Origin of the sequence: Flagellimonas flava, assembly GCF_050617915.1 — a bacterium.
Lineage (GTDB): Bacteria > Bacteroidota > Bacteroidia > Flavobacteriales > Flavobacteriaceae > Flagellimonas > Flagellimonas flava_A.
The window spans coordinates 1-25167 of record NZ_JBODQE010000017.1 but is presented as its reverse complement, the minus strand read 5'-3'; the positions used below and the strand labels follow the sequence as shown (position 1 = coordinate 25167).

Sequence of the window (25167 nt, the reverse complement as noted above, 5' to 3'; positions counted from 1 at the left end):
GCAGGTGGTTCACTTTGCCCGGCGAGGGTGGTTCACTTTCATCCGGCGAGGGTGGTATACTATGTCCGGCGTTTCCAGACATGGCGCACATGTTGAGAATACTTTTGACTGTCTTATTGGCCATCGGACTGACCTTTGATCTCCCTCTGATGCTGGTACCTGATTGATGTGGATATGGTGCTATTCCACAATAGGCAGCAAACTGTCTAGCATTCTTGAACTTGCTGAACCCTTCGGTATGTACTATGAGCATTATGGCAGCTTGGTTCCCAATACACCTGATAGTCAATAAAAGCCTAAAAATTCGGTTCAACTCTACATCGGCCTTAATCTTTGATTCCATTTCAGCATCGATTGTATTTATCTGTTTTGTAAGTTCTGAAATCATTTTTTTCTGGACTTTGAACAACAACCCAAACTCCTTTTGAGCAAGTACCTTTTTTTGCTCCTTAAGACTGGCTTTGTAACCCGCTCTTTGTTTAATTAGCCTTTCCCGTAATGAAAGAAGCTTTTTTAAGTTCATCAGCTGTTTGGATGGGGCCTTCGATATCTTGATTTCCTCTCTCAATCTGTAGCCGTATAAAGCAATCTTTGCTGCATCTATCCTATCATCTTTTCCTCTGACAATTCCTAGTGATTTTTTGATTTGGAGCCCTGGAATGATAGTATATGGGATTCCCAATAAAGAAAGGTGTTCCGACAGCCTCTCGGAATAAAGCCCGGTATGTTCAAAGACGAATAGAATGTTTTCCTTAGGATGTCCACTATTGGTGTATGCCCATTTGACAAGCAGTCCGAACCCTTTTTCTGAGTTTTCGAAAGTGCTCTTGCTCTTGTTGGAATGGATGTGGGCATCAAGGCTGGCCTTGCTTACATCGATACCAATGGTTTCTGTGATTTTCATAATTTCAGCTTATTGTTTAAGAAGGTTACGTTGACTAAAACCTTTAACAGGTATTTCCTAAAATTCTATTTGGTCCTTGTAACCGGAATTAGAAGGGAAAGGGGACTAATACTTACCTTGGGTCATTAACCCGGATTTGGGCTGAGTTCACCCCGCTCCCTTTTATCAAAAACCAAAGTTATCCACAAAAAAGGAAGTAATGAGTCTCCCCCTGACCCCCTCTTTTTAACATCATGACCATTGGTTTTTATTTGAAAGCTAATCTAAAGGATTTGGGCTGCGCACTTCGTTTGCCATTGACAATTATCCTTACTACTTTGAAGGTGGAAATATGGATAGACACATCAATTTCTTGGATCTGTATTTTGGGCTTTATATTGCCCAACCGGTTGAAGAATATCAAAGGGAAGCATTTCGAAAAAAAATAGTTCAATACCTGGAACAGAATCCGGAGATTATTGAGGAGATTAAATTAAGGGTCAAGGGCACATATAATTATAGCGAACAGTTTTTTACAAGCTATTTGAAAAAAGCATACTTCGAGGGAACAATCAAAGAGTTTATTCTGATTTTGAAGACCTAGTTCCAGTATTGATTTAACCACGTCCTTATTGTATCATTTTCATATGGCTTCATGTCAAATTAACATTCAATAAATGAGCAGTTTAAAGCTTTTATGGTGAAAGCCCACAATATCTACCGTGAAGGGCTGTTTTGTGATTTTCTTAAAATAAAAGGGCGGGCCTTATTTGATGTTTTTTGTAAAGTTGCAACTTGGGTAATTGGAGCAACCATAAAACTTCCCATATTTGCCGTCCTTGGCTACCAGTTTTCCTCCACATCTAGGACAAGCTCTGAAATCCGTTCTCTTTTTAGACCGCTTAACTGTTTTCTTTGTATGCTTACGATGCTCTTTCTTGATTTTTGAACCCGACACTAGATAGTTTAGAATAACCGCATTGATTTTGTGCATTTCACCATGGGTAAACAGAACATCTTTTTTTCTTCTTATTGTTCTGATAAGTTTCCGTCGGTATATGACAGGTACGGACGACTCAATTCTTTTCAATTTCGCTTTTCCAGCAAATACCACAATGGGAAAGTAATGGTTAAATGTCAGGCTTCTTGAGAGTCCTTTGATAAAGTTAATATGTGACCAATTTTGAAGAATTGGATTGTACAATTTGTATTTTTTCCTATAGAGGGTTTGAGTCCAATACTTTGAGTTTTCATTTCCATAAATCCAACCTTTATAGGTTTTGGTTTCAATCACGAAGATTCCGTAAATAGAAATTACCAGATGATCGATTTGAGAAGTTCTGCCATTCTTCTCTAAATAAATGTTGTTGTGGACTATGTAGTCTTTTTGGCCAAGTCTTTTTAGGGTTCTTGAAACGTAAAATTCACCTAACGAACCATAGATTTTCGGGAGATAGTACTTTTTGAATAGGCGATAGGCCAGAGCAGCTAAAATTATTGTTATGAGCAAATATGGCGTTAAGCTATCCATATTGGTTTCGGGCATTTTATCAAATTTTATTTAAGAGCTTACTTGGCCAGCCTTTGATTGAAAGAATCCTACCGAGAAAACAAGGGCATCCACTATGCCTTTGGTTACTTTTATCAACAAGGGTTTTCCGGTTGCATACTTTACAAACTTTGGGGAGCTTTTATAATACTTAGCAATAAACCATCTCCCAAGAACACTCCGCATCAAATGGATGTCCCTAAAGCGTCTTAAAATCCTGACCTTTGGGTGATCATAACCATTATATACCATTGTGGCCACATAACAGCCTTCTTTTTTAGCGACAGTTTGTTGTCTTGCTGTAAATTGAGCTTCAACTTCCTTTTTTATTCTGAATTCGTTTACTATTGATTTTAGGTTACTGTAACCTGTATTGTTTGTTACTCTTAATTTGGATTTTAATGTATCAAATTCATTTACGCTAATACTATGTTCTGACAAAAGGGTAATAACTGAATTATAAAATTCCTGGTATTTATATTCTTCCTCACTTGAGAAAACAAATTCTTCATGCTCATCCTTGCCCTTTGATCTAGAAATGGAGACCAACGAATAATCTGAAAGGGAATACCTATGAATCAGATGATCCTTTGAAATATAGCTGTTGTAATCGACGTACAGTTTTCTTATCAATCCCTTATCCTTTACGAGTATTGGATATTCAATGAAATCCACATGGTCGATTTCGTCAACTTTGGTATCGTGTATATTTCTTACATAGTTGTCAAACCTAAATGGAATTACCACTTTGTTTTCTAAGCTTACCAGACCTAGGCGGCTTTTAAAGTTTATGTAATCACTACAAAGGAGAGCCTTATTGGCCAAGATTTTCCACACGGAGTATTTGATGGGGTATTTCTTCAGGTTTTTAGTAATGAAGTATGGTTTGTTACCCTGGCCACTCAAGTGCATTATGTACAACCAGTCAGTCAACTTATAGGTAAAACGGAACTCCTCAGAAGTCGGTGTTCCATATTTATCAATTTCGTATATATAATAACGGTTGTAGGATGAGTCGTAGCGGTTGGTTTTATGTTTTTCTACAACACTGGTTTTCTCATCAAATTTGGCGATATGATTAGAGTCCCATTTTGTTGCATGTACGAAATCAAATTTATCCGGAAGAACCACTTTTTCATTTCTTATTCTTAGCAGTTTATTGAGTGAGTGGCTTGATTTGAGAATAAAATGATACCACAGATAAGAGCGCTCCTCTTCCCGGGATTTTATAAAATATAAATGTTTAAGAATTCTTGAATCCTTGTTTACATCCGCGACCTTGAGCAATGGCGTATTCACGAAATATGGCAGAGGATAGTTGGGCCAATTGGAATAGAAATTTTCAAACTCATTTTCGATTTCATTTATCCTTGATAAAGAATAATCAAAAAAATCATCTATCGGTCTGCAGCTTGAGGCAAGATTACTGAATTGCTTGATGAATTGCTTCGCAAAGCTAGGCTGGTCATGGGTGATTTGAATATTCTCATCATTTGAAGAAGCATTGATGGTCCAGTTGTATGAACCGTTGATGACGGTCTTTCTATCAATTACACAAAACTTGTTGTGCATCAGTTTCTTGGATAGATATATCCTTGCTTTGTTGTAATACAATGATTCAAAGAGTTCCTTTTTATTGATATGGTCATCGTAAATGATGATTTCGACCTTCACACCTTCTGATAAAAGCGCATTGACCTTCTGAATGATTTTTTTGTCAGTGAACCAAGCTACGGCAATTATTAAATCGGATTCACATTTGTCCAAATTCCGTAAGATTTCTGAACGAATATTTTTGAAATGTACTTCTTGGTTCATTAAGTCATTATGGTTGTTTATTATGGATTTAAGTAAAACAAGAAACGCCCATGGGTTTCTATTTAGAAAGCACTAACCAAGGGCCTTTACTTTTCTGTTTATTTCATTTAGATAGGGTTTGATCACCTCTTCGATTCTAAGCATTCCATCGGTTATCTTTCTGATCGTTGAGTCCCAAGTATCGGGCTCAAATATGTTGAAATTTTTGTCCTCATATTTGATGCGACAAGCACGCTTGTCATCAAGTCTTTCCCACTCCAAACGGCCACCAAATTTTGTTTCTATTTCATCCTTTTTGTTGAACAAGAAATCATAAACGAATTCATTTTCAGCTTTATCGCCCCTGTCTATATATATTTCGGCTCGACAGTAATTTTTTGATGCAGCAAAATTGTATCCAACACCCCTGACACCGGAACCGGCCCCAATCCAATTATATTTGCTGGGACTGATATTTTGGTATAGATCAGATTTACTGTTCATTTCATTGATGACCAGGTTCCAGAATTTCTTTCTTACAATGTGCCTGTTCTTGATTTCTTCCTGTGAAGCTATGTCCTCCTGCGTTTTTTCTGCCATACTGATTGAAAATTCTTCCGCTTCTTTCATAGGTATGATTTGCTCCACATTTAGAAATAGCTGTTCTCCAAGGGAATAGGGGGTTACTTGAAAACACTGCAGCCTTATACCGTAGTTCAACAACCAAATGACGGTTGACGTAACTTCTTTCCTAAATGAACCCGAAACGAGCATCAATCTTTGGGTTAGACCTGAATTAAGAGAAATTTCCTCGATTTCAAGACCCTCTAGGAAGTCACTTATTGAGTCCTCTGCTTTCAATGATGAGTTTGTTTTGGTCAGAAACTCCTGATAGATTTTAATGATCTGTGATTTCTTTAAACTGGAGCAGTAGGACGCATATTTTAAACATTGCCAAGTAACGTCCCTACCACTATCATCCAACTTGTTTTCTATAATGACAAGGTTTCCCTGCTTGTCCAAGGCAAGCAAATCGAGCCTTTCGTTTGTGTCACTAAAACCACTAAATTCCTTTTGGATAACCAATAGCTCTTCACCGAGTGCATTTGGATTTCCCGCAAGCCATTCCTGAAGGTTTTCCCTTTCTCGGAAGCCTAACTCCCTAAAAGTCTTTTCCGATATTTTCTCTATTTGATTTCTGTCCTTGTTAATTAAAAACATTGCTATGGGTTCATTTAAGGTGGTTGGCAATAAATTGATTATTTCTAAGACTCATTTTGGCCATCATCGGGATATCCGATATGTGGAATATCAGAAATGCAAGGCATTAAGTTCTCAATTATTTTTTTCAGGTTAATGGCAATATCCAAATAAATATCCCTGCTATTTGTTCCCCTTTGTTCAAAGACTTCACCATTTCTAAACCGAAACTCCGAACCCAAAAATTCATATATATAATCATTGCCGTAATAAACCCCATTGGTATGGATTAAACAGTTTCTCATTTTGTTGGTGAAGTTCAGAAATTCCCTGTCCAAACGAATATCGCCCGTATATGATTCTGGATTTCTTTTAACAATGAAATTAAACTTCCTTATCAGGGGAATAAACGAGTTTTTAATCAATGCATTGCTAATGACCCGTCTTTCATCCTGGGAAAGAGTTTGAATTGCCCTGAAGATCTTTTGGTTCATCCTTTCGATTATGGAAATTTTGTCATCTTCATTGGCAAGGAAATCAAAAATCATTGAGATGGTAGTTTCAAAAGATGTCCAAACCGTATAGGTTATCTGTCTATTAAGATTTCCGTAATATCCATCTGACAGTTTACCGATGTTATGAATCTCAAGCAATCTATGTGCGTGTTCCCGAAAGTGATAGATCTTTTCATCGAACTTAACATTTCCAGTACCGATATATTCGCATATTTGGTAGGATGCCTTACCTATGTAATAATCATATATTCCTGAATATACCAAACCAAAAAAACTCTTCCGCACATCATCGGAATGTAATTTCATTTCAAGAATCTCCCTTTTAAATGATTCTGTAAATTTTAAAAGCGAATCTAGATCCATATAAAATGATTATTTTTCTCCTTGGTGAAAAGAAATTTCTACAAAAGGCATAAATGTTAAACTACTGACAACCAATTAATTAACATGTACTATAACTTTCATTATGTCAAATGGGCTTTTCTCGTTGACATGTTTACTTAAATTTCCCTTTAAGTTTTTCCATTTTTTCATGCATTGGGGAATAATCCAAAAGTCCTCTTTTCACCATTTCTTCCTCCAAGGCAAGCTGTTCCATATTATTGGTTTCTTCAGAATCCTTAGCTTCAAATTTTTTCTTAAGTGTGTCATTCGATAGGAACTGAAATCTGTGAACCGCATCATGATAAATGTTCATGGAATTCTTAATATTCTTGTTTAGTTCCTGCTCGGCCTTATGACTTTCGATGCTTTCATTTAGTTTACGGGCTATATTGGAATTTTGTGCCTTGTCCATCAAATATCCAATAAGGGCACCAATTAATGCTCCGTTTGTTGCACCAATAAATGCGAAAGCTATGGGTTGACTATCCTTATATCTAGAATCAGAACTCGCTAACCCGATAATAATGCCTATCAACATGAAAATCCACCATGTATAACTTATGAACTTGACTTTTTTCTTTTCACCTTCCATAACCAGTAGAATTTAAATTAATGGATTTTTGGAATCCAATTCAGCAATCATTTTGCGTTGTTTGCCCAATATATCATGTGCAAGTTTGTCCAACTTCTTTGAAAACTCTAAAACCTTATCCAAATTTTTGGAAATGATGGCGTTATGTATTTCTGTTTCCACTTTGTATATTTCGTAACCTTGCTCATCCTTGTTGAACATCAAACCAAGTTTGTTGCTCAAAAACATTAGTCTTTGGTACTCCTCATCAATTTCAATATTAAGGCTCTTGGTTGAGAGTCTTTGAAGCAAAATCTTTTCTTGCAGTAGTTGCATTTCGGAAACAATATCAATAAAGTTCTTATTCCAATCCGACCGCTTATCTGCGATATGAACACTTCTGTCTTTTTTTGCGTTTTTATACGTTGACCAGGCAACTATTCCAGCCAGAGTTAAATTGCTGAGTCCTAGGGTAATTTCCCACCAGGGTATTTTGTACATTGGGTATGTTGTTTAGTTCTTTGGTTATTTATTAGTTTACATGTTCTATTCAATATGACATATATGTTGTAATCAAAATATTATATTCAAAAAAAAATCGACTACACTTCTTAATCACTTAAATTTAGGTGTTTTTACTTTGAGTAATAAGGATTATACCAACATCTTGACTCTGGACAAAATATGTATTATGTCCAGAGTTTGTTATTTTTGGACTAATGAAAGCTGATTCCAAAGAAAATTTCAAAAAAGACTCCAACGGGCGAAATGTCCAGAGTGAAAAAAAGCGGCCCCAGGATCTTCCGACCAACCATTCGGAAAAAGGAAAGTTCTTTTTGACCACTTCTGAAATTGAAGCACTTTTTAAATATCTGAAAAAGACCAGGCACCCAATCCGGAACCATATAATGATTCTGATGATGTACCGGCATGGGTTTCGGGTATCGGAACTTATCGATGTTAGGATGACTGATCTCGATATGGATTCGCATAGGATTTATGTTCGTAGAATTAAAAAGGGTCTGTCCACGCATCAACCAATGACAGGTGATGAAGTTCGTGCTTTAAAGAGATATTTAAGGCTGAGAAAGAAAATGGGTACATCCGATTATCTTTTTTTAAATGAGCGAAAGGAACCCTTTTCAAGAAAAGCACTTAATTACATTATGGAAACTGCCTCAGTGAAACTTGGTTTCCGGATAACACCGCATATGCTTAGGCATAGTTGTGGATATTATTTGGCAGATAACGGAACCGATCTAAGGACGATTCAGGATTACCTTGGCCACCGAGACCCAAAACATACCGTAATCTATACCCAAATAGCTGGAAGTAGGTTCAATAACCTTTGGAAATAAACTAAATGAAAAAAATCCTATTAACCGTTGTAATTGTTTTCGTTTTATCACTTGGAATTCTTGCATTTTCGTTTCATTCTGTGTTGGACGAGGATGTATGGTTAAAAGTTATCCAAGTTTCTATTACGGCATCTGGTTTTGCTGGCGCGCTGCACTCATTGAACATAGCAATAGATAGGGCCAAGCGTAATAAATCAGTGGAAGGAGTATCCCTTTTCGAGAAGTTCATTGATGATTCAATGACAGATGTGAGAAAAACAGCATGGCGGGTTAAACTAAAGTGGGATAATGAAACTGGTTACAAAGAAAGGATACTGATGTTATATTCCGTCGAAAACAGACAGAATAATGAAGAAGAGAAAAAGGAGCTGTATGAATTCCTTAACGTAATACAATTAATGGCCTTTTACGACATGCTTTCTCTCCATGAACAGCACAAAAAAGAAATTGTTCGACTCAAATATTTTTATTTCGACTGGTGGAGAAAGTTTTTATATGATGTAGCGAATGAGTTGGACAACCGTAGGGTCAATGTTTCGGGCTTTCCAAAGGGATACCTTGAAAATACTAAGTATACTACAAGTATTGAAAGGCTGGACAGAATGTTGGGGTTGCACACTTTTCCAAAGAATAAGGAAATGATTATTCATAAAAAGCCAATGGCCCCAGAGGAAGGATCTGTTTCAAAAAAGATTCAGTAGAACAATTCTTTAACTATTTAAACTAGTTAAACTAACCGTAGAGACAATGGGGGGATTGAAGAAAATAATATTGTTAGATTGGCCTCCAGAGGCACAAAAATGCATGTTGTTCGAAAGGAATCAGAAGGGTATGTCAAGTGTTCTTGGAACTACAACAAGGGTGAAGAAATGGTGGGAAGTTTTCCCATCCACCTTTTAAAAAAATTGAGAAGTTGATATAGTAAAAGTTGTTTTGTTACTATCTAAATAGTAACTTTATTGTGAAGGAAAAGAGAAACAGTAAGGACGAATCATACACCATGGAAGAACAAGTGTTTTCTTTATCTGAGATTAGTCTAATGAAGGAATTAATTAAAAAACATCAAAGTTCAAAAGAAAGAACTGAAAATGAAATAATTGAATTATCCGAACTAGATGGTAAACTTACAGTTTTGTTTAGTAATACTTTCAATAAAATAAAAATGCCTTAAATGACTACTACAAGTTTCAATTTCATAGAGCATACGCAGCAAATGAATAGAGCAAGGAGAAGAGCTAAAAAATGGCTTATTTCCTGTAGTGTTGCAGTGTTATTGTTGTTATTGATGGGTCTTTTCACCCATGTTTTTTTTCCGGTTAACTTCAAAGAAATAAATGTCGCTTTGTTTTGCTTGATTGGCCTTATCGCTTTATCAATGGTGTCCACCGTACTTCTGGGTTCTGAACAAATAAAAAAGAACGACACAAAAATTGAAGATAAATTATCAGCGCTTTGTAGTAAGCTTGAAAGGGAGCAAAAGCAATACCTGTTAATGTATTTCAACACATATTACTCTGAAATAAGAAAGGATGTTCCAAAACCAGAACCAAAAAAGACATATAACCAGGCTCTAAATGAAATACTGGATTTGTTTCCGGAGCTTGACAATATCATATTTGAACTTAGAGGCCTGCATCTTGACAAGACCATCAATCTAACACATTGGAGATACAACGATAGCGATGCAGAATCAAGTAATTTGATGGAAAAGGTTATATTCAAATAGGAGGCAATTATTTTAATTTTTCCTTTTGACGATGAGAATAACTACTGATTTTGAACCGATGCCCGTTGATGATCAAGATGTGTTCCTTGAGCACCGGGACAATTTCTCGAAAGCGTTGAATAACCAAGTTCGCGAACTGTATGAAGCTTTGAATCAACTACCAGTAATAGGCGATAAATTTTATTTGAATATTCCTGGTACTTCTGAAGAAGTATTTCGAGCCGTATTGGTAGAAAGGAATTTTGATTTTATTGAAAGTGATGCCAGGGGGGTACATTTGATTTTTGAAAGGGAATTAAGTGAGATCTAGCCAAAGTGCGCCATTTTCGAAAAGCCGCTCCAGCATCGTTATTCCGAATCTCTAAAACGCCTTGTGAGTCATTAATGTTACTATATAAATAGTAAATTCGTTTATGATTGAAAAACTAATCGAAATTGCTTTGAGCAAGCATGAATCCAAAAGAAGTCTTGGAGTTGCGCTTGGATTTCCTGAAAAATATGCTACACAGAGGGTTAATAAAATCATTGAGAATCAGAATTTTACAATGAATGTTTTCCTCAAGCTGCTGACCGAAGCAAAGCTCGACAAATACCTGGAGCTGGCCATTACTGCAGAGTATCAGAAAATAAGGGAAAAATAATTTGCTTAATTACTATTATAATAGTAACTTAGAAGTAAGTTATTATTATGAAAGTAAAAGGTAGAATCATGTATCTGGGCCAGTGGCTCAACTCGGAAAACAGTGTTAGGCATAAATACATAACACTAAATAACGATGACTCTTTGGGGCGCAATTGGTCCTTTGGCACAAAACTCTTCAAAAAAGGTACAATAGGTTCGGTTTACGACTGCTCCTTTAAGGATTCTGATACAATCTCATATAACAAAAACACTATTCCCACATCTCTACTGTTTAAGGAAGGCAAAGGGGTATCAACCTTTATTTTATTTCCGGAGCTTAGAAAATATGAGGAAGAAAGCAGACAAGTGGAAATCAAGATACGGAACTCCAAAAAGCCCACTTCACCTTTGGAGGAGGAAATCAAATTCATGAAATCTACCTTCAAAAGTCTTCCGGTAGCCAAAAGAGCGGCCTTTATCGGAAACTTGATTTACAAGATAACCTCTTAGTTCTATTTCTATGAAAGTATCATATGAATTTATGGAAACAATTTGCAATCTAAATTCTTGTAAAGAATTATTGGAAGATAACAGGGTGAAAGGATTCTTTAGGCACCAACAAAAACTATTTGCATGTACCGGAACCGTCAGCAGTGGCAAGGAAGGATGGATAGCAGCAACTATCTATGAAGCCATTCCGTTGGAGTTAAAGTTGAACTATCCGGAAGAAAGGTTCACAAAAACAGAAAGAGGTTACGTGGGGCGCGAGTTCGTGTACAAAGGAAAACCAATGTTGATGTTAGGTCCAGCTCAGGAGGTGAGGCCCAAGGGAAAAGCTGAAAAACAACTTGAGCTATTTTAATAATGATAAAGTCACCAGCCAATTTAAAGAAATACGAGACATTCATTGATGACCCTTGTTTCCCGTATTGTTTGGCCAGTTACAAAGATGTAAATCTTTATCCTTTGGCCGAGTTTTGGGACCGTGGGAAACCATATCTATACTGCGGATCCGAGAGCGGACCGGAAGGCAGCTTCTTTTGGTATTACTGCCTAACACAAAAGAAAAAGTTCAAAGTAGATATGGGCAAACCCAATGAATGCGAAATCAACTTTAATTCAAGTATTTTTTCGTTGTATGGAGAATGGCCACAGGAACAACTAATAGGGCTGCAGCCATTTAAGTTTTTTAAAAAAGGAGATGCTTCGGACCATGGCCATAACCATAGGGCCGCTATACTTCTAGTCCATGAATTCAATAAGGAATGGGGGCTTTTTCGCTTTGGGAAAGGACAGTTCCGAACAGTCTTTCTTCCAGAGGTCTATTCAGAACTAAAATTATTTTAATGGAATGAAGACATTACTATCCCTCTTTGATTACTCAGGAAATTGGGCAAGACCTTATTTCGAAAATGGCTGGAACGTCATTTTGTGGGACAGAAAGCATACATCCGACCTTTACTCAAGATTCAGTAATATAGAGGATGCCTGTGCAGACTTTTTCTATGAGCACATTTTTGATAATTATGGCACGGTGGATGGAATTGTTGCCGGTGTGCCTTGTACTGATTTTTCATCCAGTGGGGCAAGGTGGTGGAAGGAGAAGGATGAAGCCGGTATTACCGAAAAGAGCGTAGAGCTGGTGCACCAGACATTGAGGATAATTGATTTGTGTATGCCGGATTTTTGGGCAATAGAGAATCCCGTAGGTAGGATAGCAAAGCTCGTTCCCGAACTCGGGAAACCATGGTACTTTCAGCCCTATTGGTATGGAGATGCATATACCAAAAAAACAGGCCTGTGGGGAGACTTCAGGCCTCCTCTGCCCACAAATATGGTCGAGCCAAAGATTTACACAAACTCCAAAGGACAAAAGGGGTCCTTTATGTGGGCCAAGCTTGGTGGCAAATCGGAAAGAACGAAGGAAATTAGGAGTGAGACTCCGATGGGGTTTGCCCAGGCCTTTTATGAATCAAATCATTGACTATTTTTAAAGATGCTTATCACAGGTAACTATGAAAAACAAATTAGACGCTTTTCCACACCAAATCGATTTCAAAACCAATCATACGCCCTCACTTCCGGTAATGGGATGGATCATGGAAAACAGCAGTAGGGTAGAACATCTTTTGGATGAAGAACCAAGGATTTCTAGATGGTGGTTCGAGGATATTGGGAAAGCCCTGGAAGCCGTTAATCGAATCATCGAAGAAGATCCTGCAGCAGACTATCGATGGCTTTGTCTGGACCTGGATGCCCTGATAATGCAACATGGAGATTTTTGATATGGCTAAGAACTTAACCCTAATGGACAAAAAGGTTATTAACGAATGCATGAGGACACTTGCATCGGCAATGATGGTGAAGGATAGCAAGACGGAAGCATGGCTCTATTTTCAGTTCGAGGATTTGGTTAATGAAACTTTTGGCGAGTCAGTAAACAATAGTGATATTGGAGGTTTTTATGACGATAAAGAACTACTGTTTGAACGGTGGCACATTGCCCGAAAAGAGTATTTGGAAACTATAAACGAAACCAAGGATGGGGCACGATGAAGATGGCTTTTCCACAGGTATCAGGCTATATACTGAAGGACTACTCCGGAAATTGAAGAATGAAGGGGAAGATGCCGTGCAAAAAGATTTAAAGAGCATTTTTGCCGATGATACATTGAATGTATTTCCGGAAAAGCTTACCAAGAAAAGTCTGCGTAAGGCGCTTATGGGCCTTAAACACGATGAAGTGATTTATAGGGATAATAAATTTAACAAAGACAAAGGTGAAACACTTTGAAAGGGCGCAGATTGCGGTAATTTGGTACAACAGGGATGGGGAGAATCTGGATGCTGAGTATTGCCATGATATAGATGATGGGATAGAAATGGCCAAGAGGGTCCTTTACATGGATTTTGACAAATGTGTAGCCAGGTTTCCCGACGATGTAATGAAACACGCCACACATTATGCAGATGTGCACGATAGTCTCAATAGAAGCTGTTATTTCCATCGTATACGAATTGATGAAAACAGGGGAATCACCATCACCAGGTTAAAGGAAAAAAAGTCATAAGAATGAATTATCAATACAAAGTCAATTATCGAAATCAGAAAGACGGCAAAGAGGAAGGTACCGGAAATATTAGCGATATGCAAAAACCCATACGAAGGGATGTTCTGGAGTTGGTTTCTTCTTTAGAAAAAGAATATCACAATAAACATGTACACATTACCGTGTCAACTGCGGATTTTGACATTAGCATTGTGAGCGTACAAGAGATTTAGGTCTATTCCGTAATGACTTAAAATTGATAGCTTACCGGAAGAATTACACTTTCAGTCCGGTATGTCAAAACAGGATATCGGGTTAAGAATTGAAACTTTAACTGAATATGATAACTACCAAGACGAAGAAGAACTTAAACAACCAGCCTGAGATTAAGCTTTCGGTCTGGCAAGGGATTATTTTCAACCGGTCATTTGAGGATGTTGGCGAACAACGTTTGTCCGTTCAAAGGAGCAAGAGCATGTATGGCAAATTCATGCACGAGAAAGGGTATGTGGTTTATTGGACAAAGTACAAATTTGACCATGATTACCTACCAATTGGGTATGTCAACCATTTTCTAAATTTCTAATCCCATGGTAACAGTAGGAGTCGTTTTTGAACATCCGGATTTTAACTTTTCAGGAAAAGATCATATTGCCACTTTTCTGACCGAGCCATTATTTGATGATGAGATTACCTTTGTTATCCCCGAGCACGAAATGGACGAGGATTTTGCAAAAGACTTGAGCCTATTTAATGGGGACCTATTCAGGGTAATAAGAAGGAGCCATGTATCTGGTAAACACCCAAGGCTATTGGTGTTCCTATCTCCAATACAGTATTGAATAAGTTTTCCTGTCCTTTTACCCTGAAACATGGAATGCATTTTGTCGAAATTTTGCAAAACAGGCCCTAGATAGGCATAAGAATCACCCTACTTGAAGCGTTTATATCTAGATGTCTAGTCTTAAGCCAAATATGCAGGTTGTACAGCAGATTCAAGAAATTTTGAAATCTAAGGGAATGTACAATCAAAAGTACATTGAAGAGCTTAGCAGTATCAATAAGTCTGAGCTGAAGAAAACAAGCGCTTTGTTGTTTGTCAAGAGATCCACACTTAAGAAAAAAATTGCAGCACTGGACTATCTATTGGAAAAGCAAGTTCCATAAAAAACGCAGCCGCCACCGCCAATCCCGGTGAAATGAATCCATTTATAGTTAAAATAGTTTGTGGGGAACGGTAAGACCGGCTGCATTGTCTTAATTAGGGTTGGCATGCGCCTAATCTAAGAAGATACCATAGCCCCACCAAGTAATTTTCTTACAAATCGTCCAAATGCACTTCCCTTTGTTTAATGCATTTCCAATATCGGCAGTCCTTTAAACATTTTCTAAATCTAACAGTCCCCTTCCCTCCTATCAAGATAGATTCAGTAAAAATCGGAACCACCGCGGGTCCCCCAATTTTTACTACCGGCAGGATCTGCCTAATTCCATCTTGATTCCCCTTTTCTGGACTGTATTTCAATCGGAAAATGTTTAATTAAAACCGATATCATGTATTTAGAAAAATTGATCAAAGATGAAATCTACACGAAAACAGAAGTGAGGAACCTGGCAGGGTTAACCGGTATGCCAACGAGAAGAGGGCTGGAAAGGGTAATCACCTCGAATGGCAAAATTGTCAATGTAGTCTCAAACAGCTATGGCCACCTACCTAACCAAATTTTCTTCAAAAAGGCTGAAGAGATGATGCAAAACTCCGGATTGAACTTTGAACTGCAAACAATCAACCGAGATGACCGAGCTTTCGTAATGGAGTTCATCATAAGCGATAAGTCCCAATTCACTGTAAAGCACAAGGACGACATTATTCTACCGATGCTGCGGTTCAAGAATTCCTATGACGGCAGCGAAAGAACTTCAGGACATTTCGGATTTTACAGGATGGTATGTTCCAATGGCTTGCATGTGGCCAAGGCCAACATACACTTTTCAATACGACACACAAAGAACAATACCCACCTGGTAATGCCGCGCTTGAATTCACTTTTCAACAGGTTCATGAACAACGAGTTCTATAGCATTGTCGAGAAATTCCTGAAGATGCAATCCGTTGAGCTTCTCGATACGAAGAAATTTGTACAGGAGGTACTGGAGAGGACCAAGCTCTTTAAATACGGGTGTAGTGATAAGAACATGAATCCTTCAAAAAAAGCGAGAGAAGTTCTAAAAATTTTGGACAACGAAGCTTTGGCCATGGGAACCAACCCAAACCTATGGTTAGGATACAATGCCTTCAATGCCGTTTTACACCGGAATATGAAAAAATCATTTTCTCAGCAAGAAAAATTGGACAAGGTACTGTTTGATGAAATTCTCGAAATGGCATAGTTTGCCAGGTCCGTCCGGAACCTATTAATCCGGACAATCTTTACGCTCCCTAATGATAATTATACTATAATACCGACAGAAAATACAACGGTAATTACAATACCTACAACTTAACAAAAAATCCGCGCGTTCAATAATTAACTTATTGAAAATCAATTTAAAACAAATCATCATGAAAAATGAAGACAAATTGCCCACAGTAGATCCAATCCTGGGCCTGGCCAAAGACAAAGCGGGAATAATCGAGGTTACTGGATTTATTGAGTCGTCCGATGAAAAAACGACCTCATTCGTTATGAGCCGTAGAAGCTTATGGAGAATGAAGATTGATACCAAGGAGATCGTCCACTTTCGGGAAGGAGAAAACCAGACCGACCCATGTACGCTCTATATAAGAGAAAAATGTAAGGTAAATTGTGAAGCAAGGGTCAAACAAGAGTTCATGATAGGTGAATTAGCAGATGCAGTAACCGATACGATGGCTTCTGCTGGTGGTGAGGAGAGCACCAAAGATTGTGGATGTAATCAGGGCGCGAAAGCAAAGAAGATAGATGAGTTGGATTTAGGGGACCCGGAATATATCAGATGTTCATCTCCATGTTGGAGACAATATATAAATTGTGCTTTCGGCAACAATCCAAATAAATGGATGTGCTCATACATGCTGTGGTTGTGTCTAGAAATGTGTGAGAACCCCATAAAGTTTCCTTCTCCAAAGCGTATTACTATTTAAGCTAGTTAAGCTAACCTAAGTTGGCCGAGCAAATAATTCACCATGGATTGAATTATTGTATAAATTTGGAATATATCCTAAAAAATGGCAATATTCCATAAATACAAAACAATTTATACTAAAACAACGGTAATAAAGGAGCTTATGGAAGAAATAGGAAGGCATGAATACTACAGGCAACTTCGTTTGAAGAACCTGGAGGAGAACAAACCCATTTTAATGAAGAATTTCTTCCTTGAATCCAAGATGGATGGAATACATCTTTGTTATAGATATCCATTGCTTACATGCTCAATTATGGTAGTTGATGATCGATACAATTCATTACCAAAAGAAGGGTGGGAAATAATGAGAAACGAAGAATTTTAATAAATTAAGGGAGAAATAATAATGATTTACAATGTGTTACGATATTAAAGCACAGCTTGAAACACAACTATTAAGAGCAGAACGAGACGGGGATGCACATGCAGTGGAAGAAATAATGGAGCGTTTGGTACCGTTTACGGACCTTCCACTCCATCACTCAAAAGGATTTGATCACCCATCTATCTTGATATATACCGATGAAGACCCATACTTTCCGAAGGTGTCAACCTGGGGTCTGGTTCCTGAAGATGCGAAAGACAAGAGTTTCTGGAACAATACGCTTAACGCCAGGGGGGAAACCGTTTTTAAATTGCCATCCTTCAGAGATTCCGCTAAGAGAAAGAGATGTATTGTTCACTGCGACGCATTCTTTGAGCATCACCATAATGGTGGGGCTACATACCCATTTCATATAAGAAAAAAGGACAAGCAGCCCTTGGTGTTTGCCGGTATCTGGAGCGAGTGGCGGGATCCTGAAAACAATGGTCTTTGGAATACTTTTGCCATAGTTACAACCGAACCAAATCCATTGATGTCCATTCTACATAACAACCCAAAAGCAAAGTTTGGACCAAGAATGCCAGTGATATTGGATGAAAGTTCCCAAGAGGAATGGATAATGCCCTATGATGAAAAGAACTGGGAGGCACAGAAAAAACATTTGAAAGGACTTCTTAAGCCCTATCCACAAGAAGAATTGGAGTTTCATACGGTAGATAGGCTCCGGGGGAAAGCCTACCGGGGGAATGTACCGCAAATAGCGGACAAATTTGAATATACCGATTTTAACATAGATTATACCAAATGGGCCTAGTGACCTCATAGCTGCGAAAAGTGTCAATATAGCTCGGAGGCATTGAAAACATTAGCTTTCCGCTTTGACATCGTCCCAAAATTGAACAAAATGCCCAATTAAATTACCTAATTTATTATAATACAATTTTTTACGGACGCTAGCCCGTTTCGGGATTACACTACCATTTCATGGCTTTTAAAACGACTTGGGCGCAAAACGGTTAATGGACTATCTTTACGGAAATAAACCGATTATGTTTCTTTCCATTTTCTTAAAAGGCTCAATGTTCTAAGTATTCACTTAAAACATTGAAATCGTGAAACATGCAAAGCGATTTATAAAAGCTTTTGGTCTTACCCAAGAGGGGCATATTGATTTTCCTAAGAAGATATCCAATATCCGCATTTCAAGGATTGACAACTACCGTAAGATGGGTGGCTGCTGGTTCTGTTTCCCTCATGGAATAGAGACTACAAACTCAAAATTTTCAAAACGCACCCGTAACTGGAAAAAATATAGGAGAAATCAATATAAACTTTGATTTGGGAGTGAACGCATAGCGGCTGAAACCGCCCGATGACCACATAGCTGCATAAACGGAAAACTTTGCTCGGAAATACCGAAAACACTGGTGTTTATCGATTAATTAAATTCCCCAGTTTTATTTATTGGTCTATATGGATGTAATGTGCAATAGGGTTTATTGAACGTACTGCCCAAGTGTTCTATTTTATGTTTATGCGATAATGAGATTCCTATTTTGTTTATTGGAACAACCACGGTAAGCTCTTTTCAGTGTTCTTGTCCGTGAAGGAGTTCCAAATGCAATTCAATGGCTTCCTTGATATTATTCTCGATTTCAGCTCTATCGGCACCAGCGGAAGTACACCCGGGAAGTTCCGGTACATAGGCACTCCAACCATCGCTGCTCTTCTCATAAATAATTTCGTATTCCATAAATCAAATTTAGGATATGTTATTTCAAAAACCTCAGATAGCTTTCCGGACTTTGTAAGAACGACCTGGTAATGGTATAGTGCTCCGTTTCCTCCAATGATACCTTGTTCATTCCTTTGTCCGTCACCTCATAAATATTTGCTCCGGGATACGCCATAAGCATGGGTGAATGCGTGGCAATGATAAATTGGGACATATGGGCCTTTAAGTGTGCTTGGATGAAATAGAGCAATGACAACTGTTTTGATGGGGACAATGCTGCTTCGGGTTCATCCAGCAGGAATATCCCACTTCCATTTATGGTATCGTCCATTATTTTCAGATAAGCTTCCCCATGTGAAAACCCCTGAAGGTCTTGGCCGTAGTTCTGCCGCATTTTATAAATCTGATAGTTTTGGTTATCCTTCATTTCCTGGATGATACGGTCCGGAACTTCACCATAGATATCCTTGAACGACTCGTGGAGCCTGGCATCCTCCCTATCGATACTGTTCAAGAGATCACCAAAGTCCTCTGCCCTGAAGAAAAATCCCCTTGGCCTCTCAATTTTCCAGTTCAATTGCAGATAAGGTCTCAGCGAACGGGCCGCCTTGAAACAATTCTTGCCATATCCGAACCCGTCCATATGTGGGAGTTGTAAACGAAGTGCCAATGTTTCAAGTAAAGTGGACTTCCCCGTTCCATTGTCCCCTATAATAAATGTGACTGGTGCGGACACATCGATATCCTTTGCAAACTTGATAGCACTGACATCGTAGGGAAACGGATGGGTCCGTTCCGCTATAACGCTAAGTGACGATAGGTACGGCATAGATCGGTTCAGGGTTTAACGGTTGAATCCGCCATTAGTGATTTTTCCACTCTATAGAAAGAGGTCTTTCCCAATTTTGCCCGCTTGCATGCATTATCGATTGAGACCCCTTGGTTCTCATAAAGATGTTTGGCGTAGTGGTACTTTTCAATTGTTTCCACTTTTGCACCCTTGGGCCTGCCCAAAAGCTTGTTTCGTTTTCTGGCATTGTCCAGTCCCACTTTGGTACGTTCACTGATTAGGTTTCTCTCGAATTCCGCAACCGCAGCAAAGATTTGTAGAAGAAATTTCCCATTTGCCGAAGTCGTATCGAATTCCGGTTCGCTCAGACTTTTGAAGTGTACCCCGGCCTCGTTGAAGCGGTCTATGAGTTCCACCATGTTTCTCAGGGAACGGAAAACACGATCGTTTTTGTAGGTAAGAATGGTGTCCCCCTTCCTCATGTATTTGAGCATCTCGTTCAGGCCCTTTCTATCATCTCTTGTACCGCTGGCGATATCGGTATAGATTTTCTCGCAACCCTCTTTTTCGAGCAAGGCAATCTGAGCTTCCAACTTTTGTTCGGGTGTGGACACCCTGGCATATCCGACCGTCATATTTGGTTCCGTAAAAGGTTATATAACGAAACTACTAAAAAGAACGACAAATGGAACTGGAATCGGATTCTTTTCGATTATAGTTAAGCTGTTCCGTAAAACGGCCAATTTATGGAGCGGTTCAATCATCAAAAGGACTTGTCACATTCAACAAAGTAGGTTCAGTAACTTGGGTATAAATCATGGTCGTCTTAATGGAATTGTGCCCTAAAAGTTTTTGGATGATTCTAATATCGGTACCATTTTCCAATAGGTGCGTTGCGTAACTGTGCCTCAAGGTATGCGCGGTGATGTTTTTATTTATTCTCGCCCTTTTGGCAGCAGCCTGGAGAAGCTTGTTGAAACTTGACGAAGAATACCTGTCTCCCTTTTGGCCTTCAAATAGGTATCGTTTGGGCGTATATTCTTTATAGTACTCACGAAGCATTGACAAGGTTTTTTCAGATAAGGGTACTATCCTGTCCTTGTTGCCCTTTCCTGATTTAATATGTATCACCATTCTGGATGAATCTATATCCTTGATTTCAAGTGCAATCAACTCGCCTACCCTTAAGCCTGCACTGTAGACCACGGCTATCATGCTCTTATGCTTGATGTTGTTGGCTTTTTCAATGATTTTAAGAACTTCCTTTCTTGCGATGACTACGGGGAGCTTATTTGGCTTTCTACTCGGAAATAGATATTCCAAGTTAATGTTCTGACCGAAAATTTCTCTGTAATACAGCTTCAAGGCCATCGCTACCTGTTTCTGGTAGGAATAGGATACTTTCTTGGTGTGTACCATATGATAGAAGTACCTGTGAAGTTCGGTTTCATCAATCTTGTTCAGTGGCTTTTCAAAAAATTGAGTCGCCATCTTTACGATGGAAGAGTAACTCTCTATAGTGTTCCTGCTATACCGCTTAACCTCCAATATTTTCACAAAATCAGGCAATGACATAATAATATGAAGATATCGATTTATAGTGAAAAAGTACTATTTTTATCCAACATCAATATGGTTATGCGGAACTTTCCGGATATCCAGTAGTCGATGGCCATATCCCTTCGGGAACGCAAAATCACGTACATTGCACGCTTCCCTTTTGCTTATCGCCATCGATGGGCTTTGTACATTACACCCCATACCTAAGGAAGTTTTCCCTAATTTTAAACTGGCACTGGAGCAAAAGGTACGGCCATCGACTACACTTATAACCTATGAGGCGTAATGATGGCTCCTGGTGAGGCACGCCTCACACGCCATAAACAAAGCCCATTACCCACAAGCTGAAAACCAGCCGCACATTTTAGCACATTCGGTTTTTTGCCGATACACAAAGCCAACGCTGAAAAAACCAAAAGAGCAAAAATTTTCCCACCGCTACGATTTGGATAGTTCAAATAAAAAGTCTAATTTTGTTACTTATAGTCAACAGAAATAAAATGAATAAAAGCATAATAAATGAACTACTTAATTCTCACGAGATAAACCTCATTGAGAAACATCTCATTTATTCTTTTCTTCAAAAAAACGATTTAGAATTAAGCAAAAGTCCGATAGTTTCAGAACTGTTAGCTGATTTTAAAACGGAACCAGAAATTTATTTACTTGTTTCAACTCTTGAAATTAAAGACTTAAAACTTTTAGAAAATTATCTTGAGTTATTAATCCCAAAAAACGACAGAAAAGTAAACGGAGCTTTCTTTACTCCTACTTATATCGTTGACTTTATTATTAAAGAAACTTCACCAAAAAACAGAGATAAATGTTTAGACCCAAGTTGCGGTTGTGGAGCATTTTTAATTGGCTTGGTAGAATATTATCAAAAGACTTTTAAGAAAAGCGTAAAGGAAACCATCAAAGAAAATATTTATGGCTCTGATATTTTAGATTATAATGTAAAACGCTCGAAAATAATCTTATCACTTTTTGGACTTCTAAACAATGAAACTATTGAAGATTCTGACTTCAATATTTATAATCAAGATAGTTTAAAAGCAGATTGGGAAAATGAATTTGAAATAATTGTTGGAAATCCACCTTATGTTAAATTCCAGGATTTAAGTGACGAAAATAGACTGTATTTAATTGATAATTGGAAAAGTATTGAAAACGGAACTTTCAATTTGTATTTCGCATTTTTTGAATTAGGTCATAAATTATTGGCTAAAAATGGAAAGTTAGGATATATTACTCCAAATAATTATTTTACTTCGCTTTCAGCCTTATCACTTCGTCAATATTTTTTGCAAAATAAATGCGTAACAAGAATTGTAGATTTTAGGCATAAAAAAGTTTTTGATGCTCAAACATACACAGCAATTACTTTTGTTAATAAAAAGGCTAACGATTCTATTTTATTTGATAAAATTAAAAACGAACAATCTTGTTCAGATTTTTTGATTTCAGCAAATGGTTCGCCTAATTATTTAGAAAATTTAGATGTTAGTAAATGGAGACTATTAAAAACCAAGGAACAAGAAAACATTAAAACAATTGAGAGAATTGGGACTCCAATAAAACAGTTATTCAATATTGCAGTTGGAATTGCAACCTTAAAAGATGAAGTCTTTTTTGTAGATTCTGCAAACGAAAAAAACGGATATTTAACAAAAACCACAGAAAACGGAACTTTCCTAATTGAAAAAGAAATAACGAGACCTGTTTATAAAATATCTAAATTTAAAAGTCAAAAAAATATTGAAAACAATACTTTAAGAATTATTACGCCATATCATACAAATTCCAAAAATGCAGTTCCAATTTTGGAAGATGAATTTATATCTAAATATCCTAAATGTTACGAATTTTTACTTTCAGAGAAAGAAAAATTAGAAGGTCGTGGTAAAGGGAAAAAAGTATTTTTTCCTTTTTATGTTTGGGGCAGAACGCAAGGAATTACGCGTTTTGGTAAAAAAATATTAACCCCAACATTTAGTAAACATCCAAGATTTCTATTCGTTCCAGAAGAAGATGCCTATTATACAAATGGTTACGGAATTTATTTTGACCGAGACCTTTCTAACAAAACAACATTGTTTGAGGATTCTACTCACGAACTTTCAAAAGAAGAAAACATTTTAGTTGTACAGAAAATTTTGAACTCTATTGTAATGGATTATTATGTAAGCAACACAAGTGTTTCTATTCAAGGAGGATTTCCTTGCTATCAGAAAAACTTTATTGAAAAATTCTCCATTCCAAACTTCACAAAAGAAGAAATTCAATTATTAAATAGTCTTGATGACAAAATGGAAATTGATGAATTTTTAATTGATAAATATCAGCTTAATATTCCTGTTCCAAATCTCTTATCATAAACTTCCGTCAACCTATCAACAAAACCATCATAACTCAAATTCGTCATATCCGCAGTCGAACCAGCAGGTAAAATGCCATCAGCATTTAATTCTGTATTATTTCTATAAATCTTAACAGGAGTTTGAGAAAAATCAGCCAATATTAACGCTACTCTCTCATATTTAAAATCGTCATCTCTTTGACTACTTCTCATATTCAAAGCTGCAAAACCTTTAATATATCTTTCAATATATCTACCGACAGAAGCCGTATGAGGCTTATATGCAACATTTCTTAAAGCTACTTGAGCAGAATCCAATTCTCTAACTGAAAGTAGATAAACTTCTCCTAAAACCATTTTAGGCAGTCTTCTGTGCAAATTCAAAGGTTCGGCATAAGTTCTTTCGTACATAGTATCAATATTATTACCAATACTACTCAATTGACTTCTTACATTTACTGACAAAATATGCTCTGTAAATAATTCGCCATAAGGTTCAGTAACTCCAGTAGCGTACAAGCCATTAAAATCTAATGGTTCAACAATTTGAGGTTTATTATTTGGGAAAACACAAATATCTTGTTTTTTAAACTTTAAAAATCCTGCTAATGTCTTTTCACCATTTGATTGACCTAATGGTGGATGAATTAAATTGGCATTAACGCCAACGTTTATGAGTGAAGTTTTAACAACTTCGTGTAACATATTAATAACGCCTTGCGACCTAATAACAGATGTTTTTCCTGCAGTTCCATTTGTTGTAATTGCATTTTCTACAGTCGTTTTAATATTATTTACGCAATCTTGTAATGTCATATAAATATCTTTGAATTGAAAAATGTAGTCAAGTTTTCTCCTAACGCAATAGCAATTTTTTCAATATTAACTATTGAAATATTTCTCTGTCCGTTTTCGACACTTGCAATGTAGCTTCTGTCTAAATCAGACGCATAAGCTAAATCCTTTTGAGACATTTGTTTGACATCTCTTAATTCTTTGATACGGTTTCCTATTTTAGACTTTATTTCCACGATTGCAAATTTGGGGAAATGTTGACTATAAATCAAAGACTATAAGTAACATCTGAAAATAAATCCCACGCATAAAGCCATACACATTTGCAATTCGCTTCAGCCATACATAAGCAAAAATTGCAAAAGAGTATGTCTTTGCCAACGCTGAAAAACAACCTGAACGGAATAAAGCCAGTGGGTAACAACGTATATAAAAAATAGCGGGTTTAGTGCTTAATCAAAGTGAAAATCATATATTTAAAGTCTGTTAAAAACCGAAAAGTTAGTGCTTAAAAATCCGCTACTTTTCATATACAAGACCGTTACCCACAAGCTGAAAACCAGCCGCATATTTTAGCACTTTCGGTTTTTCCCAACACATAAATCCAACGCTCTAAAAACCAAAAGAGCTAAAACTTTCCCAAAATTCGTAATTATGTATTTAAGTATTTGCTTAAATACATAATTAATTATATATTTGCACCCACTAGTGTCTACTATAAATTTTAAAATGTTCTTTGAAATTATTGATAATTAGAAAGATATCACTGTTTTTTGACGG

The 25167-nt window shown here is 37.3% G+C and carries 37 protein-coding genes; 24 read left to right on the top strand and 13 right to left on the bottom strand.

The genetic code is table 11. From position 1 onward, the window contains the following. Positions 1 to 904, bottom strand: a 904-nt coding sequence (locus ACRHOZ_RS20725; protein ID WP_431130131.1) for an IS110 family transposase, incomplete at its 3' end; no start/stop codon positions are given. A gap of 331 nt (positions 905 to 1235) precedes the next feature. On the opposite strand from ACRHOZ_RS20725, the gene ACRHOZ_RS20720 reads away from it, so the two are divergent. Beyond that, the gene (locus ACRHOZ_RS20720) at positions 1236 to 1487 is read left to right on the top strand and encodes a hypothetical protein (protein WP_431130128.1); all 252 of its coding nucleotides are present in this window, start codon (positions 1236 to 1238) and stop codon (positions 1485 to 1487) included. Between the two features lie 162 nt (positions 1488 to 1649). Here ACRHOZ_RS20720 and ACRHOZ_RS20715 read toward each other — a convergent pair whose 3' ends face one another. The 6 genes from ACRHOZ_RS20715 to ACRHOZ_RS20690 form a co-directional block, all read right to left on the bottom strand. Then, positions 1650 to 2429, bottom strand: coding sequence for an NERD domain-containing protein (locus ACRHOZ_RS20715; RefSeq protein WP_431130125.1), 780 nt, complete (start codon positions 2427 to 2429; stop codon positions 1650 to 1652). A 15-nt stretch (positions 2430 to 2444) separates the two neighbouring features. Beyond that, positions 2445 to 4250: a phospholipase D-like domain-containing protein gene (locus ACRHOZ_RS20710; protein ID WP_431130122.1), complete on the bottom strand. Its 1806-nt coding sequence runs from the start codon at positions 4248 to 4250 to the stop codon at positions 2445 to 2447. 72 nt (positions 4251 to 4322) lie between these two features. After that, the gene (locus ACRHOZ_RS20705) at positions 4323 to 5450 is read right to left on the bottom strand and encodes a DUF4268 domain-containing protein (protein WP_431130119.1); all 1128 of its coding nucleotides are present in this window, start codon (positions 5448 to 5450) and stop codon (positions 4323 to 4325) included. Between the two features lie 44 nt (positions 5451 to 5494). Continuing rightward, positions 5495 to 6307 (bottom strand): hypothetical protein, encoded by an 813-nt coding sequence (locus ACRHOZ_RS20700; protein ID WP_431130116.1) that lies wholly within the window; start codon positions 6305 to 6307, stop codon positions 5495 to 5497. Between the two features lie 133 nt (positions 6308 to 6440). Beyond that, positions 6441 to 6920 carry a hypothetical protein gene (locus tag ACRHOZ_RS20695; protein WP_431130113.1) on the bottom strand — a complete coding sequence of 160 codons (480 nt, stop codon included), beginning with the start codon at positions 6918 to 6920 and terminating at the stop codon, positions 6441 to 6443. 12 nt (positions 6921 to 6932) lie between these two features. Continuing rightward, positions 6933 to 7400: a hypothetical protein gene (locus tag ACRHOZ_RS20690; RefSeq protein ID WP_431130111.1), complete on the bottom strand. Its 468-nt coding sequence runs from the start codon at positions 7398 to 7400 to the stop codon at positions 6933 to 6935. A gap of 218 nt (positions 7401 to 7618) precedes the next feature. Between ACRHOZ_RS20690 and ACRHOZ_RS20685 the strand changes: the two genes are divergently transcribed. The 22 genes from ACRHOZ_RS20685 to ACRHOZ_RS20580 all read left to right on the top strand — a co-directional run bounded on the left by ACRHOZ_RS20685 (position 7619) and on the right by ACRHOZ_RS20580 (position 17962). After that, entirely contained in the window at positions 7619 to 8257 is a 639-nt protein-coding gene (locus ACRHOZ_RS20685; RefSeq protein ID WP_431130108.1) for a tyrosine-type recombinase/integrase, read from the top strand. A gap of 5 nt (positions 8258 to 8262) precedes the next feature. Beyond that, a complete protein-coding gene (locus tag ACRHOZ_RS20680; protein WP_431130105.1) occupies positions 8263 to 8958 on the top strand; it encodes a hypothetical protein in 696 nt (231 codons plus the stop codon). Between the two features lie 299 nt (positions 8959 to 9257). Further along, positions 9258 to 9428, top strand: coding sequence for a hypothetical protein (locus tag ACRHOZ_RS20675; RefSeq protein WP_431130103.1), 171 nt, complete (start codon positions 9258 to 9260; stop codon positions 9426 to 9428). Further along, complete coding sequence (locus ACRHOZ_RS20670) at positions 9429 to 9983, top strand: hypothetical protein (RefSeq protein ID WP_431130100.1); 555 nt, start codon at positions 9429 to 9431, stop codon at positions 9981 to 9983. It begins immediately after the preceding gene. Positions 9984 to 10014: 31 nt separating this feature from the next. Further along, positions 10015 to 10293, top strand: coding sequence for a hypothetical protein (locus tag ACRHOZ_RS20665; protein ID WP_431130097.1), 279 nt, complete (start codon positions 10015 to 10017; stop codon positions 10291 to 10293). A gap of 103 nt (positions 10294 to 10396) precedes the next feature. Then, positions 10397 to 10624 carry a hypothetical protein gene (locus tag ACRHOZ_RS20660; RefSeq protein ID WP_431130094.1) on the top strand — a complete coding sequence of 76 codons (228 nt, stop codon included), beginning with the start codon at positions 10397 to 10399 and terminating at the stop codon, positions 10622 to 10624. 47 nt (positions 10625 to 10671) lie between these two features. Then, positions 10672 to 11115 carry a hypothetical protein gene (locus tag ACRHOZ_RS20655; protein ID WP_431130092.1) on the top strand — a complete coding sequence of 148 codons (444 nt, stop codon included), beginning with the start codon at positions 10672 to 10674 and terminating at the stop codon, positions 11113 to 11115. A 10-nt stretch (positions 11116 to 11125) separates the two neighbouring features. Further along, positions 11126 to 11467: a hypothetical protein gene (locus ACRHOZ_RS20650; protein ID WP_431130089.1), complete on the top strand. Its 342-nt coding sequence runs from the start codon at positions 11126 to 11128 to the stop codon at positions 11465 to 11467. 2 nt (positions 11468 to 11469) lie between these two features. After that, on the top strand, positions 11470 to 11952 hold the full coding sequence (locus ACRHOZ_RS20645; RefSeq protein WP_431130086.1) for a hypothetical protein: 483 nt from the start codon (positions 11470 to 11472) through the stop codon (positions 11950 to 11952). Between the two features lie 4 nt (positions 11953 to 11956). Next, entirely contained in the window at positions 11957 to 12589 is a 633-nt protein-coding gene (locus tag ACRHOZ_RS20640; RefSeq protein ID WP_431130084.1) for a DNA cytosine methyltransferase, read from the top strand. Positions 12590 to 12620: 31 nt separating this feature from the next. After that, positions 12621 to 12890, top strand: coding sequence for a hypothetical protein (locus ACRHOZ_RS20635; RefSeq protein WP_431130081.1), 270 nt, complete (start codon positions 12621 to 12623; stop codon positions 12888 to 12890). Positions 12891 to 12939: 49 nt separating this feature from the next. Then, positions 12940 to 13161: a hypothetical protein gene (locus ACRHOZ_RS20630; protein ID WP_431130078.1), complete on the top strand. Its 222-nt coding sequence runs from the start codon at positions 12940 to 12942 to the stop codon at positions 13159 to 13161. Beyond that, positions 13148 to 13399, top strand: coding sequence for a hypothetical protein (locus ACRHOZ_RS20625; protein WP_431130075.1), 252 nt, complete (start codon positions 13148 to 13150; stop codon positions 13397 to 13399). The genes ACRHOZ_RS20630 and ACRHOZ_RS20625 overlap by 14 nt, the downstream gene beginning before the upstream one ends. After that, positions 13386 to 13676: a hypothetical protein gene (locus ACRHOZ_RS20620; RefSeq protein ID WP_431130072.1), complete on the top strand. Its 291-nt coding sequence runs from the start codon at positions 13386 to 13388 to the stop codon at positions 13674 to 13676. Before ACRHOZ_RS20625 ends, ACRHOZ_RS20620 begins: the two co-directional genes overlap by 14 nt. A 2-nt stretch (positions 13677 to 13678) precedes the next feature. Beyond that, on the top strand, positions 13679 to 13888 hold the full coding sequence (locus ACRHOZ_RS20615) for a hypothetical protein (RefSeq protein ID WP_431130069.1): 210 nt from the start codon (positions 13679 to 13681) through the stop codon (positions 13886 to 13888). 107 nt (positions 13889 to 13995) lie between these two features. Next, on the top strand, positions 13996 to 14241 hold the full coding sequence (locus tag ACRHOZ_RS20610) for a hypothetical protein (protein ID WP_431130066.1): 246 nt from the start codon (positions 13996 to 13998) through the stop codon (positions 14239 to 14241). Positions 14242 to 14245: 4 nt separating this feature from the next. Then, a complete protein-coding gene (locus ACRHOZ_RS20605) occupies positions 14246 to 14497 on the top strand; it encodes a hypothetical protein (protein WP_431130063.1) in 252 nt (83 codons plus the stop codon). Between the two features lie 178 nt (positions 14498 to 14675). Further along, entirely contained in the window at positions 14676 to 14822 is a 147-nt protein-coding gene (locus tag ACRHOZ_RS20600; protein ID WP_431130060.1) for a hypothetical protein, read from the top strand. A 387-nt stretch (positions 14823 to 15209) separates the two neighbouring features. Further along, positions 15210 to 16046 (top strand): DUF932 domain-containing protein, encoded by an 837-nt coding sequence (locus tag ACRHOZ_RS20595; protein ID WP_431130058.1) that lies wholly within the window; start codon positions 15210 to 15212, stop codon positions 16044 to 16046. A gap of 172 nt (positions 16047 to 16218) precedes the next feature. After that, the gene (locus ACRHOZ_RS20590) at positions 16219 to 16779 is read left to right on the top strand and encodes a hypothetical protein (RefSeq protein ID WP_431130055.1); all 561 of its coding nucleotides are present in this window, start codon (positions 16219 to 16221) and stop codon (positions 16777 to 16779) included. An 84-nt stretch (positions 16780 to 16863) separates the two neighbouring features. Then, on the top strand, positions 16864 to 17148 hold the full coding sequence (locus ACRHOZ_RS20585) for a hypothetical protein (RefSeq protein WP_431130052.1): 285 nt from the start codon (positions 16864 to 16866) through the stop codon (positions 17146 to 17148). A 31-nt stretch (positions 17149 to 17179) separates the two neighbouring features. Continuing rightward, on the top strand, positions 17180 to 17962 hold the full coding sequence (locus ACRHOZ_RS20580; RefSeq protein WP_431130049.1) for an SOS response-associated peptidase: 783 nt from the start codon (positions 17180 to 17182) through the stop codon (positions 17960 to 17962). A gap of 774 nt (positions 17963 to 18736) precedes the next feature. Here the strand turns inward: ACRHOZ_RS20580 and ACRHOZ_RS20575 are convergent. The 4 genes from ACRHOZ_RS20575 to xerA all read right to left on the bottom strand — a co-directional run bounded on the left by ACRHOZ_RS20575 (position 18737) and on the right by xerA (position 21248). After that, a complete protein-coding gene (locus ACRHOZ_RS20575; RefSeq protein ID WP_093980789.1) occupies positions 18737 to 18901 on the bottom strand; it encodes a type II toxin-antitoxin system HicB family antitoxin in 165 nt (54 codons plus the stop codon). A gap of 19 nt (positions 18902 to 18920) precedes the next feature. Continuing rightward, on the bottom strand, positions 18921 to 19712 hold the full coding sequence (locus ACRHOZ_RS20570; RefSeq protein WP_431130045.1) for an AAA family ATPase: 792 nt from the start codon (positions 19710 to 19712) through the stop codon (positions 18921 to 18923). 8 nt (positions 19713 to 19720) lie between these two features. Beyond that, positions 19721 to 20308, bottom strand: a complete 588-nt coding sequence (locus ACRHOZ_RS20565; RefSeq protein ID WP_093980791.1) for a recombinase family protein — start codon at positions 20306 to 20308, stop codon at positions 19721 to 19723. A 121-nt stretch (positions 20309 to 20429) separates the two neighbouring features. Further along, positions 20430 to 21248, bottom strand: a complete 819-nt coding sequence (xerA, locus tag ACRHOZ_RS20560) for a site-specific tyrosine recombinase/integron integrase (protein ID WP_136567480.1) — start codon at positions 21246 to 21248, stop codon at positions 20430 to 20432. A 485-nt stretch (positions 21249 to 21733) separates the two neighbouring features. On the opposite strand from xerA, the gene ACRHOZ_RS20555 reads away from it, so the two are divergent. Further along, entirely contained in the window at positions 21734 to 23611 is a 1878-nt protein-coding gene (locus tag ACRHOZ_RS20555) for an HsdM family class I SAM-dependent methyltransferase (RefSeq protein ID WP_431130040.1), read from the top strand. Here the strand turns inward: ACRHOZ_RS20555 and ACRHOZ_RS20550 are convergent. Further along, a complete protein-coding gene (locus ACRHOZ_RS20550; RefSeq protein WP_431130037.1) occupies positions 23575 to 24408 on the bottom strand; it encodes a hypothetical protein in 834 nt (277 codons plus the stop codon). The genes ACRHOZ_RS20555 and ACRHOZ_RS20550 overlap by 37 nt on opposite strands. Next, complete coding sequence (locus tag ACRHOZ_RS20545) at positions 24405 to 24623, bottom strand: helix-turn-helix domain-containing protein (RefSeq protein ID WP_431130034.1); 219 nt, start codon at positions 24621 to 24623, stop codon at positions 24405 to 24407. Before ACRHOZ_RS20545 ends, ACRHOZ_RS20550 begins: the two co-directional genes overlap by 4 nt. Positions 24624 to 25167 lie beyond the last annotated feature (544 nt).